This window comes from Geothrix sp., from assembly GCF_020622065.1.
In the GTDB taxonomy this organism is placed as follows: domain Bacteria; phylum Acidobacteriota; class Holophagae; order Holophagales; family Holophagaceae; genus Geothrix.
Genome location: NZ_JAHRYQ010000001.1, coordinates 998,883 through 1,015,323 on the forward strand (window position 1 = coordinate 998,883; position 16,441 = coordinate 1,015,323).

17 protein-coding genes and 1 tRNA gene are annotated in these 16,441 nt (G+C 69.1%); 11 read left to right on the forward strand and 7 right to left on the reverse strand.

Annotation, left to right across the window (positions count from 1 at the left end):
* Nucleotides 1-7: 7 nt before the first annotated feature.
* From QZ647_RS04605 to QZ647_RS04640, 8 genes are all read left to right on the forward strand, one after another.
* Nucleotides 8-1,807: a PDZ domain-containing protein gene (locus QZ647_RS04605; protein WP_291271041.1), complete on the forward strand. Its 1,800-nt coding sequence runs from the start codon at nt 8-10 to the stop codon at nt 1,805-1,807.
* Complete coding sequence (locus QZ647_RS04610) at nt 1,804-2,475, forward strand: glycosyltransferase family 2 protein (protein WP_291271042.1); 672 nt, start codon at nt 1,804-1,806, stop codon at nt 2,473-2,475. The genes QZ647_RS04605 and QZ647_RS04610 overlap by 4 nt, the downstream gene beginning before the upstream one ends.
* A 32-nt stretch (nt 2,476-2,507) precedes the next feature.
* On the forward strand, nt 2,508-3,332 hold the full coding sequence (locus QZ647_RS04615; protein WP_291271043.1) for a ribonuclease HII: 825 nt from the start codon (nt 2,508-2,510) through the stop codon (nt 3,330-3,332).
* Nucleotides 3,329-3,724 carry an NUDIX domain-containing protein gene (locus QZ647_RS04620; RefSeq protein WP_291271044.1) on the forward strand — a complete coding sequence of 132 codons (396 nt, stop codon included), beginning with the start codon at nt 3,329-3,331 and terminating at the stop codon, nt 3,722-3,724. Before QZ647_RS04615 ends, QZ647_RS04620 begins: the two co-directional genes overlap by 4 nt.
* A gap of 32 nt (nt 3,725-3,756) precedes the next feature.
* On the forward strand, nt 3,757-5,037 hold the full coding sequence (locus QZ647_RS04625; RefSeq protein ID WP_291271045.1) for a hypothetical protein: 1,281 nt from the start codon (nt 3,757-3,759) through the stop codon (nt 5,035-5,037).
* Between the two features lie 65 nt (nt 5,038-5,102).
* The gene (gene pal / locus QZ647_RS04630; protein WP_291271046.1) at nt 5,103-5,816 is read left to right on the forward strand and encodes a peptidoglycan-associated lipoprotein Pal; all 714 of its coding nucleotides are present in this window, start codon (nt 5,103-5,105) and stop codon (nt 5,814-5,816) included.
* A gap of 74 nt (nt 5,817-5,890) precedes the next feature.
* Entirely contained in the window at nt 5,891-6,604 is a 714-nt protein-coding gene (locus tag QZ647_RS04635) for a tetratricopeptide repeat protein (protein ID WP_291271047.1), read from the forward strand.
* A gap of 11 nt (nt 6,605-6,615) precedes the next feature.
* Nucleotides 6,616-7,599, forward strand: coding sequence for a hypothetical protein (locus tag QZ647_RS04640; RefSeq protein ID WP_291271048.1), 984 nt, complete (start codon nt 6,616-6,618; stop codon nt 7,597-7,599).
* Here QZ647_RS04640 and QZ647_RS04645 read toward each other — a convergent pair.
* A complete protein-coding gene (locus QZ647_RS04645; protein ID WP_291271049.1) occupies nt 7,568-8,668 on the reverse strand; it encodes a hypothetical protein in 1,101 nt (366 codons plus the stop codon). The two genes, QZ647_RS04640 and QZ647_RS04645, sit on opposite strands and share 32 nt — an antisense overlap.
* Nucleotides 8,669-8,798: 130 nt before the next feature.
* Here QZ647_RS04645 and QZ647_RS04650 point away from each other — a divergent pair, with 130 nt between their 5' ends.
* Nucleotides 8,799-10,226: a kelch repeat-containing protein gene (locus QZ647_RS04650; RefSeq protein WP_291271050.1), complete on the forward strand. Its 1,428-nt coding sequence runs from the start codon at nt 8,799-8,801 to the stop codon at nt 10,224-10,226.
* Nucleotides 10,227-10,282: 56 nt separating this feature from the next.
* On the opposite strand, the gene QZ647_RS04655 is transcribed toward QZ647_RS04650, so the two are convergent.
* The 3 genes from QZ647_RS04655 to aroF all read right to left on the reverse strand — a co-directional run bounded on the left by QZ647_RS04655 (nt 10,283) and on the right by aroF (nt 11,858).
* Nucleotides 10,283-10,368 (reverse strand) — tRNA-Leu (locus QZ647_RS04655).
* 75 nt (nt 10,369-10,443) lie between these two features.
* Nucleotides 10,444-10,788 (reverse strand): preprotein translocase subunit SecG, encoded by a 345-nt coding sequence (gene secG / locus QZ647_RS04660; protein ID WP_291271051.1) that lies wholly within the window; start codon nt 10,786-10,788, stop codon nt 10,444-10,446.
* Nucleotides 10,789-10,826: 38 nt separating this feature from the next.
* Entirely contained in the window at nt 10,827-11,858 is a 1,032-nt protein-coding gene (aroF, locus tag QZ647_RS04665) for a 3-deoxy-7-phosphoheptulonate synthase (protein WP_291271052.1), read from the reverse strand.
* A 191-nt stretch (nt 11,859-12,049) separates the two neighbouring features.
* On the opposite strand from aroF, the gene QZ647_RS04670 reads away from it, so the two are divergent.
* Entirely contained in the window at nt 12,050-12,826 is a 777-nt protein-coding gene (locus QZ647_RS04670; protein WP_291271053.1) for a hypothetical protein, read from the forward strand.
* Nucleotides 12,826-13,587, forward strand: coding sequence for a zf-TFIIB domain-containing protein (locus QZ647_RS04675; protein WP_291271054.1), 762 nt, complete (start codon nt 12,826-12,828; stop codon nt 13,585-13,587). The genes QZ647_RS04670 and QZ647_RS04675 overlap by 1 nt, the downstream gene beginning before the upstream one ends.
* A 52-nt stretch (nt 13,588-13,639) precedes the next feature.
* Here QZ647_RS04675 and QZ647_RS04680 read toward each other — a convergent pair whose 3' ends face one another.
* The 3 genes from QZ647_RS04680 to QZ647_RS04690 are packed head-to-tail and all read right to left on the reverse strand — an operon-like array spanning nt 13,640 to nt 16,429.
* Nucleotides 13,640-14,434: a class I SAM-dependent methyltransferase gene (locus tag QZ647_RS04680; RefSeq protein ID WP_291271055.1), complete on the reverse strand. Its 795-nt coding sequence runs from the start codon at nt 14,432-14,434 to the stop codon at nt 13,640-13,642.
* A 55-nt stretch (nt 14,435-14,489) separates the two neighbouring features.
* Nucleotides 14,490-15,224 (reverse strand): triose-phosphate isomerase, encoded by a 735-nt coding sequence (gene tpiA / locus QZ647_RS04685; protein ID WP_291271056.1) that lies wholly within the window; start codon nt 15,222-15,224, stop codon nt 14,490-14,492.
* Between the two features lie 8 nt (nt 15,225-15,232).
* Entirely contained in the window at nt 15,233-16,429 is a 1,197-nt protein-coding gene (locus QZ647_RS04690; protein ID WP_291271057.1) for a phosphoglycerate kinase, read from the reverse strand.
* Nucleotides 16,430-16,441: the final 12 nt, after the last annotated feature.

The following is a 16,441-nucleotide window of genomic DNA, read 5'->3' on the forward strand; positions in this document are numbered from 1 at the left end:
AGGCACCATGACCAAGCTCACCCCGATCCGGGCCACCGTCCGTCCGCTGGACCTGCCCCAGCACTTGTTTGAAGTGGAACTGACTTTCCCCGCCGAGGCCGTGGCCTCCGGCGCCACGGCGGCCCTGCCGGCCTGGACGCCGGGTTCCTACCTGGTGCGGGACTACGCCCGCTTCGTGGACCGCGTCCGCCGGGTGGAGGGCCGCCGGGAATGGCCGCTGGAGAAGCTCGACAAGCAGCGCTGGCAGCTGCCCGCCACGAAGCGGGAGCTCACGGTCCGCTACCGCCTCTACGGCAACGACCTCACCGTCCGCACCAACCATGTGGACGCCACCCACGCCCAAGTCGTCCCGGCCGCCACTTTCCTCTACCTGGAAGGCCAGCTGGACCGGCCGGTGGAGGTGAGTTTCGAGGGCTTCCCCGCCACCTGGAAGGTGGCTTCGGCGCTGCCGCAGAAGCGGGGTGTCTACACGGCCAGGGACTTCGACACGCTGGTGGATTCACCCTTCGAGCTGGGGGCATTCCGGACCCGGCAGTTCAAGACCGGAGGCACCGCGTTCGAGCTGGCCTTCACCGGCGACCACAACGGCGACGAGGGGCGCATTGCCGAAGCCACGAAGAAGATTGTCGAGGCGGCTGGTGCGATCTTCGGCGGTTTCCCCTTCAAGCGCTATGTGTTCCTCTTCACCTTCACGCCCAAGCTCCGGGGCGGCCTGGAGCACAAGGACTGCACCAGCCTCATCTCCGACTGCCATGCCTTCGACAAGCCGGAGGGCTACCACGCCCTCTACCAGTTGGTGGCCCACGAGTTCTTCCATGCCTGGAATGTGAAGCGCCTGCATGATCCCGCCCTGGGCCCCTTCGACTACAGTCGCGAGAACCCGACGAAGATGCTCTGGTTCCACGAGGGACTCACCTCGTACATGGAGCATCTCATCGTCCTCCGGGCCGGCGTGGTGCCCTGGAGCCATGCCTCCAAAGAGCTGACCCGCTGCTGGAGCGAGCAGGTGCAGCGTCCGGGCCGCCTGGAGCAGAGCCTCGAGGAATCCAGCTGGGACGCCTGGATCCGCCTCTACAAGCAGCACGAGTTCAGTCCCAACAGCTCCGTCAGCTACTACGACAAAGGCGAGGCCGTGGCCTGGCTCATGGATGCGACCCTCCGAGCCGGCAGCCGCGGCAAGGCCGGCCTGCCGGAGCTCTTTGCCAGGCTGTGGGCCCGGCACGGCGAGAAGGGCCTGACCGATGGCGATGTGCGGCGGGCCTTCCAGGAGCTCTCCGGCCAGGATCCCGCCCCCTTCTGGGAGGCCTACATCTCCGGCCGGGCGGAGCTCGACCCCGCGCCTCTGCGCCGCGCTTATGGCCTGACCCTGGTGGCGAAGGCCCCCTGGGAGTCCCTGCCCGCCGCCGAGGCGAAGGATCCCGCGGCTCAGCGCCGGGCCCGGGCCTGGACGGGCCTCGTATTGGCCGCCAACGGGCCCTCCGTGCAGAACATCATCCCCGGCAGTCCGGCGGCGAAAGCCGGCCTCAGCTTCGGCATGGAGATCCTCGCCGTGGATGGCTGGCGCACCGCCAGTTCGGCGGAGGTTCAGCGCCTGCTGGCCGAACCGGGCCCCGGGGGGAAGGCCACCGTGCTGGCCGCGGATCGGGGCCGGGTCTTCGAGGTGCGGGTGCCGGTGATGGAAAGCCCCGACCGCAGCCACGGCCTGGTGCCGGATCCCCGGGCCACCGCCAATCAGCGCGCGGCCTTCGTCGCGGCCTACGGCCAGCCGTTCCCCTCGGCGCCGATCAAGCAGGGAACCCGCCGTTGAGGATCGCCGCGATCCTCGCCGCCCACGATGAGGCCGATCACATCGGGCCGGTGCTGGCCGGGCTCGAGGCCTTCGGCTTGCACCGGATCCTGGTCGTGGACGACGGCTCCGGCGACGGCACCGGCGCCGTGGCCGCTGCCGCCGGGGCCGAGGTGCTGCGGCTCGAGCCCGGCCGGGGCGGCGGGAAAGGCCAGGCCCTCCGCGCGGGCATCGCGCACCTCCGGTCCGACGATTTCGATTTCTACCTCTTCCTGGATGCGGACGGCCAGCATGCTCCCACGGACCTGCGGCGCTTCCTCGACCACCTGGCGACCCACCCCGACACGGATTTCCTCATCGGATCGCGTCTCCAGGACCGCGCCCGGATCCCGGCGAAGCGGTGGCGCACCAACGCCCTCGGCACCTGGACCCTGGGCCGCATCGCCGGCGTCTCGTGGGAGGACAGCCAGAGCGGCTACCGCATGATCCGGAAGAAGGTGCTGGATCGCCTGGACCTGCGCTCGTCAGGCTTCGCCATCGAGATGGAGATCGCCATGAAGGCCGCGGACTGGAAGCTCCGATGGGCCCACATCCCCATCCAGGCCATCTACCAGCCCGGACCGCCCCGGAGCCATTTCCGCGGCGTGATGGATACTTGGCTCATCGCCTGGGAATCTCTGAAATGCTGAGCCTCCAGATTCCGGCCTGCTAGCCTGAATTCATGATCAACCCGCTCGATTGGGACCTCGGCAATGTACCTCCCGGCGTGGCCTGGGGCGGTGTGGACGAGGCGGGGCGCGGCGCCTGGGCGGGGCCGGTGGTGGCCGCCTGCGCCGTCCTGGATGGGGAGACGGTCCACAAGTGGGGCCATGTGCTGCGGAGCGTCCGGGACAGCAAGCAACTGAAGCCCGAGCGGCGGGAGGTCCTTGCGGCGGAGCTCAAGTCCGTGCTTCCGGCCTACGGCATCGCCGAAGTGGATCCGCTCGCCATCGACCGGGAGAACATCCTGGAGGCCACCCTGATGGCCATGCGGCAGGCGGTGGCCCATCTGGCGATCCGGCCCCGCCTCCTGCTCGTGGACGGGAACCGGGGCCCCAGGACGGGCCTGCCCGAGCGGCTCGTGGTGGATGGGGACGCCGTCAGCTGCGCCATCGGCGCGGCGAGCATCCTGGCCAAGGCCCACCGCGATGCGCTGATGATCGGCCTGGAGGAACAGCATCCGGGCTATGGTTTCGGCCAGCACAAGGGCTACGGCACGGCCCTGCACCGGGCACGCATCCAGGAGCTGGGTGTGTCCTGCGTGCATCGCATCAGCTACGCCCCCGTGGCGGCGCTCCAGCGGGTGGACGAGGATCTGCGCGACGAGTTGCGCCGCAGCCTGGATCGTTGCGTCAGCGTGGCCGAACTGCAGGCCTGGGTGCTCTCGGACCTGCGCCCGGCCTATGGCCGGCTGAAGCTGGTGTGGGTGGAGACCCTGAGGCGGCACTATGCGGACCGTCTGGCCCAGTTGGCGAATGCCGAGGGCCTGGCCAAGGATCCCGAGTGACGGAGGTGGTCCTGGCCCTGGTGGAGCGGGAGGGCCGCTACCTCCTGCAGCGCCGGGCGGTCTCCAATCCGGTGCTGCCGGGGCTCTGGGAGTTCCCGGGTGGTAAAGCGGAAGCGGGCGAGTCGCTTCTCGAGGCCCTCAGGCGCGAGCTCCGGGAAGAAGTGGACATGAAGGTCCTGGCGGCCAAGCCGCTGCCTTCCATGGAGGGGGCTGTGCGCCTGCATCCCTTCTGCGTTGTGGCAGAGGGGCGTCCGCGAACGCCTCTGGCCTGGGGCTGGTTCACCGCCGCTGAAATCCTGCGCCTCCGTGTTCCTCCAGCCAATGTCCCGTTGCTCCACAGCCTGGCTGGAGCCGCTCCACCGGCCGATTCCGGCCCGCCCCGCTCCATCTGATAACCTGGAAGCCCCCCAGGCCCGGAGATGCCATGCCGCGATTCCTCATTCGGACCTTCCTTTGCGCCCTCGCCGCCCTGGGCCTGTCGGCCCAGCAGACGGAGGTGGTGCTGAGCGCCTCCAGCAGTGCCAAGCTGGTGCTGGCCATGCCCGCGCCGAAGCTGACCGGCATTGAGGATGGGCTTGTGGCCACCGAATTCACGGCCGTGCTCAAGCGCGACCTGGACGAGACAGGCGTGTTCGCGGTGCTGCAGGAGCGGCTACCCGCTGACTCCGCTCCCGCGAAGGCCTGGAAGGAGGCCGGCGCCCAGTGGCTGCTGACCGTCCGGCTCACGCGGGCGGCGGGCGGCGAGCTCCAGCTGGACGCCTCGGCGCTGGACACCGCCGCCGAGAAGGCAGTCTTCACCAAGCCCTACAAGGCCGACCGGCTGGTGCCCCTCCGGCGGCTGGCCCATGCCCTGGCCGATGACCTGGTCGCCCGGCTCACCGGGGAGCGGGGCGTCGCCTCGAGCCGCGTGGTGTTCGTGCGGCAGATGGCGCCAGGCGTGAAGGAGCTGTTCCAGATCGACCGGGACGGCGCGAACCTCGTCCAGCTCACGCGGCACGGCAGCCTCACCCTGTCGCCCACGGTGGCTTCGGACGGACGCCTGGCCTATGTCACCTACAAGGGCGGCGCGCCCGAGATCTGGGGCCAGCGCCGCCGCGACGGCGCCCACGAGAAGCTCTATCCCCTCGCGGGCGCGGGTGGCATGGTGTCCACGCCCGTCTGGTCGCCGGACGGGAAGCGTCTGGCCTTCGTGCAGCTCGACCGTCGCGGCAACAGCGACATCATGATCCTCGACCTGGGCACGGGGCGGGCCCGGCGTCTGACGGACGGGAACGGCATCAACACGGAGCCGACCTGGAACCCCAACGGCACGCAGATCGCCTTTACCTCCGACCGCGAAGGCGGCCCCCAGGTATTTCTCATGCAGGACGACGGCTCCAACCTCCGCCGTCTGACGGCCGAGGGCACCTACAACGCCAGCCCCGCCTGGAGCCCCAACGGCGCCATGGTGGCCTATGTCTCGCGTTTCGAGGGCAAGTTCGACCTTTTCATCTACAAACTAGGCGAAGGCAAGGCCTACCAGATCACCACTGGCGTGAGCACTTCCGAGTCGCCAGCCTGGTCTCCGGATGAGCGCCGATTGGTGTTCACAAGTAACCGTTTTGGCTCGATGCAGATCTTCACCACCGACCTCTCAGGCCGCCAAGTGGTGCGGATGACGGAGCTCCCGAACTGCCAAAGTCCGAAATGGACCCGCGCAAGATGAAAAATAATGACGATTCCCTGAGTTCCGTCGAACTATACTCAGGCTTATCCAGGAGGAACAACCCCATGCGATACGGAACCTACCTCGTCCCTGCCGCGATTGTGCTGACCCTCGGCAGCCTCGCCTGCAAGCCGCCCAAAACGGCCGAGCAGCTCAAGCAGGAGACCCAGGCGGCCTTCAACGAGGGCTACCAGGCGTTCAAGGATGGGAAGGCCCGCACGACCAATCCCTATCTGAACGACAAGGAAAACCCCCACAAGATGCAGGGCTGGTACGACGGTTGGGACAAGGCCAAGGCCGACAAGGATGCCGCTGACAAGGTCGCCGCCGAGAAGGCCGCCGCCGACGAAGCCGCCCGCAAGGCCGCCGCCGAGAAGGCCGCCGCGGAAGAAGCCGCCCGCAAGGCTGCCGAGGCCGAGAAGGCCGCTGCCTTCAAGAAGGCCGCCGAAGCCGCCCTCAAGATGATCCACTTCGACTTCGACAAGTCCGACATCAAGGAAGGCGACCGCGCCACCCTCCAGGGCATCGCCGACTTCATGAAGGCCTTCCCCGCCGCCAAGCTCGAGATCGAAGGCCACTGCGACGAGCGGGGCACCAACGAGTACAACCTCGCGCTCGGCAACCACCGCGCTGCCGCCGCCCTGGCCTACCTGAAGACCCTGGGTGTGGATGAGGCCCGCTTCACGACCATCAGCTACGGCAAGGAAAAGCCCCTCTGCACCGAGGCCAAGGAAGCCTGCTGGAGCCAGAACCGCCGCGCCGAGTTCAAGCTCAAGTAACTGTTCCTGATCACGCGAAGCGGGGGCTACGGCCCCCGCTTTTCGTTTAGGATGAAGTGCATCCCGGAGTTCCCATGAGTGCCCGCACCCTGCTCTTTCCGGCCCTGACCGCGCTCCTCACCATCGGGTGCGGATCCGAAGACCAGCTCCGCCGCGTCGAGCAGGAGGTCGGTGACCTCAAGCTCGAGGTCTTCAAACTCCGCCAGCAGGTCGAGGACGGCAACAAGCGCTCCGAGGCCGAGCAAAAGGCCGCGCAGGAGTCCCGGAGCCAGGATCGACGCTTCCAGGCCGACCTCCAGGAAAGCCTCCGCCAGGTGCAGGACACCACCCGTGTGCTGAACAACCGCCTGAACAGCCTGCCCCGGGGCGGGACGCGACCGGCGGTCGATGCCGCACCCGCGGCCCAGGCCTCCGAGGATGAGCGCGCCTTCAACGCGGCGGTGCTGGACTACAACCGCGGCAACTATCCGCTGGCCGCCGAGGGTCTGGATCTCTTCCTGAAGAACTACCCGCAAAGCGCCAAGCGTCCCGATGCGCTCTTCTTCCTGGGGCTCTGCCACTACAACCAGCGGACCTTCGACAAGGCCCAGCAGGCCTTTGATCGCATCATCAAGGATCACGCCGCCTCGCCCCAGTTCCTGCCCGCCAAGCTCAAGCGCGCCCAGTGCCTTCTCAAGCAGGGGCTCAAGCCCGCTGCGGTGAAGGCCTTCCGCGAACTGGTGGATGGATTCGCCGGCAGCGCCGAGGCCCGCACCGCCCAGCAGGAACTGAGCGACCTGGGCCTTTGATCCGACCCGCCATGAACCCTGAAACCTGGCGCGTTCCTGTCCGCATCGACTTCGCGGGCGGCACCCTCGACCTGTGGCCCATCTACGCCATGATGGGCGGCTGCCTCACGGTGAACGCCGCCGTGGATCTGTGGATCGAGCTGGAGATCCGCCGCAGCGGCCCCGGCCACCGGCTCCGGAGCCGGGACCTGGGGATCGACCTGGCCTGCGAGACCTGGCCAGCGGAACCGCCCGCCGGTCTCTCCTGGGTCTGGCGGGTGCTGGACGGCTCCGGTGCGCCGCCGGCCTCCGTGGCCATCCACAGCCCTGTGCCCCAGGGCTCGGGGCTGGGCGTGTCCTCCTGTCTCGGCGTGGGCCTGCTCGGCGCGGCCCTCGGGGAGGAGGCCGGTGAAGGTCTGGCACGCAAAGTGCCGATTCTGCGGGACCTGGAAAGTCGGGAACTTCAGACCCCGGCGGGTTGGCAGGACTACTATCCAGCCGCCCTGGGCGGCGCCCTGGCGCTCCACTGGGATGGGCCCGAACCGCGCTGGGAGCGACTGGAACCCCATCCGGGCCTGCTGGCGGATCTGGTGGTGTTCTACACCGGCAAGCCGCACCACTCGGGCATGACCAACTGGGAAGCCTACAAGCGGTTCATCGAGGGCGATGTCCAGACCCGGCAGGCCCTGTCCGACATCCGGGGCATCGCCTGGGACATGGCGGCGGTGCTGCCTGCGGATCCTGCCGCCGTGGCCGCCCTATTGGAGCGCGAAGGCCAGGCCCGAGTGAACCTGTCCCCGGCGGTGGAGACCGATGCGATGCGCGCCGTGCGGGACCGTGGTCGCCGCGAGGGCTGGTACGCGGGCATGAAGCCCTGCGGTGCGGGGGGAGGCGGCTGCTGCCTGCTGGTGGCGAAGGACGGCCGTCGGGAAGCCGCCGAGGCGGCCCTGCGCGACATGGGCCTCCCGCCCCTGGATCTGCGGATCACCCCAAGGGGGCTGCACAGGCTCGGATGAGCGCGCCCGGGTCCGGGGCCTCCAGGGGCGTCTGCCCCGGCGTGGCCAGCAGACCCCGAAGGCGCTGATCCCGCTTGCCGAGGGGCAGGGTGGAGAGGTCGGCGGCCGGGATCCAGCGCAGGCCCCCGGCGGCCTGGAAGCGCGCGTTGAGGCGCAGGTGCAGGGGGTTCACGGCCTCCCGGCGATGGGTGTAGACCTGGGTCCAGCCGGGCCAGGCCAGCATGGGGAATGAGCCGGGGAGTGGGGGCTGGGGGACCCCTTCCGACGCGTCGATGGTCGGCCAGCGCCAGAGGCCCGCCAGGAGCCCCTTGGCCGCGGGTGCATGGAGCAGCAGGTGTCCCTCCGCCTCCATGGCCACCAGCCAGATCGAGCTTTCCTTGGGTTTCGCGCGCTTGCCCGCAGGCGGGATCTCCCCGGTACGCTCCGCCCGCCGGGCGGCGCAAGCGTCCGCAAGGGGGCAAGCGCCGCAGTCGGGCGTCGGCGTGCAGACCGTGGCGCCCAGCTCCATGATCGCCTGCGTCAGGCGGGAAGGGCCGTGAGCCTCGAGGGCCGGGACGAGCCAGGCCCGCAGTTCGGCGGCCCGGATCTTCGGGTCGCCCTCGATCAGCAGCAGGCGGGCCAGCACGCGGAAGGCGTTCCCATCCAGGGCCGGGGCGGGCCACTGGAAGGCGATGGCGCCCACGGCGGCGGCGGAGTAAGGGCCGAGGCCCGGCAACCGGGTCAGGCCCTCCAGGTCCTCGGGCCACCCCTCAGCGGCGACGGACGCTGCGGCGGCCTTCAGGAAGCGTGCGCGACGGTAGTACCCGAGTCCCTCCCAGGCCTTGTGGACGGTGTCCTCATCGGCCTCGGCGAGGGCCTGCGGCGTGGGAAACCGCTCCAGCCAACGGTTGAAATAGGGCACCACCGTGGCCACCTGCGTCTGCTGCAGCATCAACTCAGACACCAACACGGCGTAGGGATCCGGATGCGGTGCATCCAGATTGTGGGCGCGCCAGGGCAGGTCCCGTCGCATGCGGTCGAACCAGGGGGCCAGGGGGGCGAGGAGATTGAGGGCGGCGGGCCAAGGCATCCCCAGACCCTACCATTCCTGGATTCGCCCGCCTTGGGGCTCGGCGGGGAAGGGGTGTTTTTCATGGCATCTGAGGGGTATTCGGAAACTCCGACCCCATTTAGAATCATTCTTTTTTCATGGAGGAACCATGGAAACGATGCGCATGACGCTCCGTTCGGCGCTGGTGTCTCTTGGCGCGAGCCTGGGCGTGGTCTTTATGGGAGCCTGCGGCGGCGGAGCCTCCGGCTCTGGGGGCGTCGGGGCGCCAGCACCGGCCGTGCTGAAGGTCCTCCCGGCCGGCGCCGACATCAAGGTGGGCGGCTCCTTGCAGGTATGGGCGGAGAATGCTCAAGGAAGCCCCGTCCCGGCAACCTTCTCGGTGGTGGAGCCCCAGGGGGGCCAGGTGACGGCCACCGGTCGCTATCAGGCCCCTCCGGTGGCGGGGACCTACCACCTTCGGGCCACCAGCAGCCAAGTGCCCGGGGCCGTCGCCGAGGTGCCGGTGAGGGTCTCGCTCTACCAGGCGGCCGTTGCGGCAGCCCCGCCCTCCCAGTTCTCGCGCTTCGACCACAGCGCCACCCTGCTTCCAGATGGCAGCGTCCTGCTGGCGGGGGGGATGGAATCCAGCCTGCTCGAGCGGTATCTCCCGGCCTCCGGAACCTTCGTGCAGGCGGCGGATCTCGGCGCCAAGCGGTGGGCCCACCAGGCCTCACCCCTCCCGGGGGGCGGGATCCTGCTGTCGGGTGGCGTCGGCTTCTCGGGAGCCACCGCCGTCGCCCTGGCGACGGCCCAGGTCTACGACGCCGGAACAGGCGTCCGCCCCGTGGGATCTCTGACAGCTTCGCGCCTGCTGCACGCGGCCGAGGCGCTGGAGGATGGCCGTGTCCTGCTGACCGGGGGGCTGCCTGCCACCGGATCCGACACCTACGCCACGGCCACGGCGGAGGTCTTCGATCCGGCGACGGGGAGATTCGCCGCCACCGGCTCGATGGGATCACCCCGCACCGGCCACACGGCCACGCGGCTCGCGAACGGGAAGCTCCTCATCGTCGGCGGAAGGAACAGCACCTGCCTCTTCGGTTGCCAGGAATTGACCTGGGCTTCCGCGGAGCTCTTCGATCCCACCACGGGCACCTTCTCCCCCACGGGAACCATGGCCCAGGCCCGGTACGGGCACACTGCCACCCCGCTTCCCGATGGACGGATCCTGATCGCCGGGGGAACCACGCCGGACCTTCCCAACACGGATGTGTCCACCTCCCTCGAGATCTACGATCCTGCCACCGGCTCGTTCACCCAGGCGGGGACCATGCTCCGGCCCCGGACTCACCACACGGCGACCCTCCTCACGGACGGGCGCGTCCTGCTGGCCGGGGGGCGGACCGTCGGCGAGGGCTCCCTGGCTTCCGCCACGCTCGAGGTGATCGACCTGGCCCGGGGCCAGGCCACGCTGCTGACATCCTCGCTGACCACCCGCTACCGCCACACGGCGACCCGCCTGCTCTCAGGTGAGGTGCTCCTGGCGGGGGGCAGCGAGGGGGGAGGCGGCATCAAGCTGGCGGAGGTATTCCGCTAGCTAAAGACGGAGTCCCTGAACGAAAAACGAGCGCCCAGGGGGCGCTCGTTTCGATTTGGTGCCCGCGAGCAGACTCGAACTGCTACGGCTTGTGGCCACCACCCCCTCAAGATGGCGTGTCTACCAATTTCACCACGCGGGCACGCGGAACATTCATCTTCACTCAAAGCGCGAACGCGGTCAATGACTCGTTTCGAGCCCCGGCCGGGCGAGGATGCTACTGCTTGGCAGGCGCGTGGGCCGGAGCCGGCACGGGCGCGGGAGCAGCCGGGGCAGGGGCGGGCACGGTGACGGCTGGCTTGTCGCCGATCTTGTCCAGCACCGAGCGGTTGCCGCGGATGATCAGCACCTCGATGAACAGGGTGGTGCCGAGGAATCCGGCGGCCAGCCAGTAGGTGGCCTTGGACAGGAAAGGCGTGGCGCCCTGGGCGCCGAAGGCGGAGTTCGCGCCGCCGCCGCCGAAGGAGGCGCCGAGGCCCCCCTTGGTGCCGGGCTGCAGCAGGATCGCCCCGATGAGGAGGACGCCGAACAGGATCAGAAGCGCGAGGGCGAGGCCGTTCATGTAAACTCCGAACCTCCTAGTCTGCCATGCCTGCCCCTCTACATCCAGAGCCCCGTGAGGTTGGGGGTCTGCAGCGCGCGATGCACGGCCTGGGCCCGTTCCACGAGGCGGATGAAATCCGAGGGCAGCAGGGCCTGTGGGCCATCGCTGAGGGCCTTCTCCGGGTTGCAGTGGGTCTCCACCAGCAGGCCGTCAGCGCCCGCGGCCACGCCCGCCAGCCCGCAGGGGATCACCAGGTCGCGGCGCCCGGTGGCGTGGCTGGGATCGACCATCACGGGCAGGTGGGTGAGGGCCTTGGCGGCGGGCACCACGCTGACATCCAGGGTGTTGCGGGCGTGATCGGACCAGGTGCGGATGCCGCGCTCGCAGAGCACGACATTCCGGTTGCCTTCGCCCAGCACATACTCGGCGGCATAGAGCCATTCCTCAAGCGTGGCCGAGGGGCCACGCTTGAGCAGCACGGGCTTGTGGCAGCGCCCCGCCCGGCGCAGCAGGGCGAAGTTCTGCATGTTGCGGGCGCCGATCTGCACCATGTCGGCGCTGCGTTCCACGGCATCAAAGGTCTCCACCTCGGTGGCCTCGGTGACGACGCCCAGGTCGAATTCCTTGCGCGCTTCCTCCAGCAGGCGCAGACCCTCGAGTCCCAGGCCCTGGAAGGCGTAGGGGCTCGTACGGGGCTTGAAGGCGCCGGCCCGCAGCAGCTTGACGCCGGTCTCCGCCACATAGCGAGCCACGGTGAAAAGTTGTTCGCGGCTTTCCACCCCGCAGGGACCGCCCACCAGGACCAGATCCGGGCCGCCGATCTTCACGCCGCGCACCTCCACCACCGTGCGGCCCGCCACGGCGTCCGCGCTGGCCAGCTTGTAGGGGCTGGTGATGGGGACGACCCGGCGCACCCCGGCCATGGGCTCGATGCGGTCGGGCTTCAGGGCCTTGGAGGCGTTCGGCGCCACGATGCTGAGGGCCTCGGGCGTTTCGTTCACCTGGCTGCGGATGCCCGCCGATTCGAGCAGGGCCAGCACCTCGGCCACCTGGTCCGGCGTGGCGGAGGGTTCCATGAGAATGAGCATGAGGATCCTCTAGCGGCGGGAGATGGCCGGACGAGCGTGAGAGGGGGGGAATCCGTGCCTGAAGCCTGAGCCCGGAAGGGCGAAGAGACTGAGCATGCGGCCTCGCGAAGACTTCCGATTCTAGCGCCTCTACAAGATCGGAGCCTGGACAGGGAACGAAGCGGCATCCAGACTTGGCCCCGGAGGTCCCCATGCGGCTCGCCCCCACCCCCATTTCCGGTTCCCTGCTGTTGGTTCCCCTGCTGTTCGCCTTCGGCTGCACCCGGCCGGAGGTCGAGGCCTTCCGCATCAGCCCCCCGCCCGTGAGCGTGACCGTGAGCCTGCCCGAGCGCCTGGCGGACCGGGAAGGATTCCAGCAGGAATATGCCTCGGCCCTGCGCGGCCGGCTCGCCACGCGGGTGGTGGTGGTCCCCGAGGGCGTCAAGCCCCCCGTGGGAGCTGCCGAACTGCAGGTGGACATCCGGGACATCTCCCCGGCCTCGGGCCAGCCCAGCCCTGCCGCCATCGGCGTGGCCACGGGCGTCGCCGTGGGGGCCATCAGCGCCGCCTCGGGCAACCGGGGCTGGGGCGTGGTGGATGGCCTGTTCTGGGGCCTGTGGGTCGGCAGCCATGCCGCCATGCACCAGGAGCGGACCCAGGATCGCCTGGGCTACCGGCCCCAGGTGGTGCGGGCCCAGATCCGCCTGGTGCGGCAGGGCATTCCCGAACCCCTGTGGGTGGACTCGGTCGAGCCGGTGGAAGTGGTCGAGGCCATGGATCCGCTCCCTCCAGGTGCCCGGGACGACGACGGCCGCATCCGCGAAGAGGAGGCCAAGGGGTTCGCCCGGGTGGTGGTGCAGAAACTGTCCTCCCACTTCCAGTGGGTGCGCTTCACGGACCAGCGCTTCTACGAGGATCCGGCCGCCAAGAAGGGGGATCTCCCCAGCCGAGGCCCGGAGCCCACGCCTGCAGAGCCGAAGAAAGATTGATGGAAGCCCGCACCCTCCGCTGTCCGGGCTGCGGGGCGCCGGTGCCTCCGGATGCGCCGCAGTGTCCCTACTGCCGGGCCCAGCTGGCCACGGTGGCCTGCCCGGCCTGCCTCGCCCTGGTGCCCCTGACGGTGGAGCATTGCCCGGCCTGCGGAGCCGCGCTGGCGGCCCGGGTCGAAGCCGCTTCCGGGGGCGCACCCTGCCCGGCCTGCGCCAAGCCCCTGGCCGCCTCCCGAATAGGAGATCTCGCGTTCCAAGGCTGCCAAGCCTGTGGTGGGCTCTGGCTGGACCGGGCGATCTTCGAGCAACTGGGCGCCAGCCGCGAGCGGCAGGGGGCCGTGCTGGGGGCCTTGCCCGCCCCTCCGGCCCGCCCCACGGCTGCCATGGGGCCGGCCGGGGCCGCGCTGGGCTCGGTGCAGTACCGCCCATGCCCCGGTTGCGGCCAGCGCATGAACCGCGTGAACTACGCCAGGCGGTCGGGCGTGGTGCTGGATGTCTGCCGGGCCCATGGGCTCTGGTTCGATCGGGACGAGCTGCGCCGGGTGCTGGCCTTCATTGCCGGCGGGGGGCTCGACCGCGCCCGGCAGCGGGAACTTGAGGAGCTGAAAGAGGCCAAGCGCAAGGCCGTGGCCCCACCGGAACACGCGGTCTCCTCCTACGAGTTCGGCCAGCAAGGGAGCGCCCCGGGCCACTGGCTGACTGCCACGGACCTGGTGGGCCTGGCCATGGATGCGGCGGGATTGTTCCTGGGCCGGCCATGAGTTCACTCCCGCAGGGAAACCGGGGAGTAACTGGATGTGCCAGTCCCTCCGCTCACTTCCTGAGCAGGACGATGGCGTCTTCAGAGGTGGAGGAAGCCATTCCTTTCGCCAATCTGAGCAGGTCGACGAAGGAATCGCCCCGGCGCACAGCCCGGGGCCGCATCAGGCGCTCCAGGGCCTTCAGCAGCAGCCAGAATGGCTTTCGGCCCGGGAACCTCGGCCCGACCTTGTAGTAGTGCCCCAGGCGATAGGTGTGGGCATAGAGTGTGTGGCTGGTGAATCCGGCCCGCTGCGCCGCCTTCCAAATCCTCGGCGGATCCATGTCCTTTTCCGTCACGCCAAAACGCGCCATGGCCTCCCTGGATTCGGCTGAATCGGCATGCCCCAGCCCAGGCTCGGAGGTCAGGCAGATGCCGCCAGGAGCCAAGGCGCGGTAGACGGCCTGCAAGGCCAGCCCTTCATCCTCGGCGTGGTGGAGCGAGTCGAAGAAGACCGCCGCATCGAACGCTTCGACGAAGGGACAGGACTCGTAGTCCATGACCTCGAAGCGCAGGTTGGAGGTCATGCCTTCCATCTGCCTCAGCCGCTCAGCACCCTCGACCATGTCGGGGGCGATGTCGACGCCCGTGACATCGTAGCCGCGGCGGGCAAAGAACCGGCTGGTCCATCCGAGGCCGCAGCCAAGGTCAAGCAGCCGCGCGGGAGGCGGCGGGAGCAGGGAGAACAGCGCTCCCATTTCCATGAACATTTTTCCGCAGTCCTCAAGGCTGAAGGGCTTTCCCTCCACCTCGCAGCGGGAGGCTTCATTCAGGGCTGAAAGGTACCGACGTTCGGCTTCCTTGGCCATTCAATCTCCGATGCGGGGCTGACCATCTGTAAAGCGGCCCACTGAAGGAGCGAGTCTACCCCGCCTGCCTCACCAGCTCTGCGAACTTCCTGGAATCGAGGCTGGCGCCGCCCACGAGCCCCCCGGCGACCTCGGGGATGGCGAGCAGTTCGGGGAAGTTCTCCGGGGTGACGCTCCCGCCGTAGAGGATGGGCACGCGGTAGTCCGCACCGGCCAGGTGCCGCTGCAGCTCGGCGCGGATGAAGGCGTGGGCCTCGCGCACCTGTGCGGCCTCGGCGCGGCGGCCGGTGCCGATGGCCCAGACGGGTTCGTAGGCCACCCACAGGGGCCCGGGGCCGGTCTCGGCCAGGATGGACAGCTGCTGGCCGAGCACTTCCAGAGTCTGGCCCGCATCGCGCTGTTCCAGCGTCTCGCCGATGCAGAGCAGGGGCAGTAAGTCCCACTGCCAGGCGGCCTTGACCTTCTTCGCCAGGGCCGCGTCGGTCTCGCCGAAGAGCTGCCGCCGCTCACTGTGGCCCAGGATCACGCCCGAACAGCCCGCGTCCCTCAGCTGGGGCATGGAGACCTCCCCGGTGAAGGCGCCCTTGGGTTCGGCATGTCCGTTCTGGCCGAAGACCTGGAGGCCCTTCGACCGCACCAGTCCGCTTACCTGATGCAGCAGGGTGAACGGCGGGGCGATGCCGGCCTCCGTGCCGGCCCCGGGGGCGAACCGCCCGAGCAGGTCCTCGCAGAAGGCCTTCGCCTCATCCGAGGTCAGGTTCATCTTCCAGTTGGCGACGACGCAGCGCATGGATCTCCTTACTTCGACAGGGCGGCGACGCCGGGAAGCTCGAGGCCGCTGAGGAACTCCAGGCTGGCCCCACCGCCGGTGGAGACATGCGACATGCGGGCGCCGACACCGGCCTTGTTCACGGCGGCCACGCTGTCGCCGCCGCCCACCAGCACGAAGGCGCCCCGGTCCGCGGCTTCGGCCAGCTCCTCGGCCATGGTCAAGGTGCCGCTGGCGTAGGAGGCCATCTCGAAGACGCCCATGGGACCGTTCCACAGCAGCGTCCTCGCGGCGCGGATCTCGGCCGCGTAGGCGGCGACGGTCTCTGGGCCGATGTCCAGGGCCATGCGGTCGGCGGGGATGTTCTGATCCACCGTGATGGCGCAGCCGGCATCTTCCTTGAATTCGGTGGCGGCCACATGATCCAGAGGCAGCAGCAGGCGGGTGCCCTTGGCCTCGGCCTGCTTGAGCAGCCCCAGGGCCAAATCCAATTTGTCTTCTTCGCAGAGGCTCTTGCCGATCTCGAAGCCCTGGGCCTTGAGGAAGGTGTAGCTCATGGCGCCGCCGATGAGGATGGCGTCGGCCTTGCCGAGGAAGTTCTGGATCAGCTCGATCTTGTCGCTCACCTTGGCGCCGCCGAAGATCACCACCAGGGGCTTGTCGGGGGTTTCGGTGACTTTGCCCAGGGCCTTCAGCTCCTTTTCCATGAGGAAACCTGCGGCCACGCGATCCTTGGGGAAATGACCGACCATGCCGCTGACAGAGGCATGGGCCCGGTGGGCCGCGCCAAAGGCGTCGTTCACATAGGTGTCGGCCAGTCTGGCCAGGCTCTCGGCGAAGTCTTCTTTGTTCTTGGTCTCGCCCTTCTCGAAGCGCAGGTTCTCCAGCAGGAGCACCTGGCCCGGCTTCAGGGCGGCGGCCTCCGCCTCCACGGCCGCACCGTTCACATAGCTGGCCAGGCGGCAGTCGAAGCCCTGCTCCTTGAGCCAGGCAGCCATGGGGGCGGCACTGAAGGCGGCTTCGAAGCCCTTGCCTTCAGGTCGGCCCAGGTGGGAGGCCAGCACCACGGAGGCACCGCCATCGAGCAGGCACTTCAGCGTGGGCAGGGTCTCGCGGATGCGGGTGGCGTCCGTGATGCGGCCCTCCTTCAAGGGCACATTCAGGTCCGCCCGCAGAAAGACCCGGTGGCCCTTCACATCGAGATCCCGCACCGACTGGAAGCCCATGGCTGCTCCTTG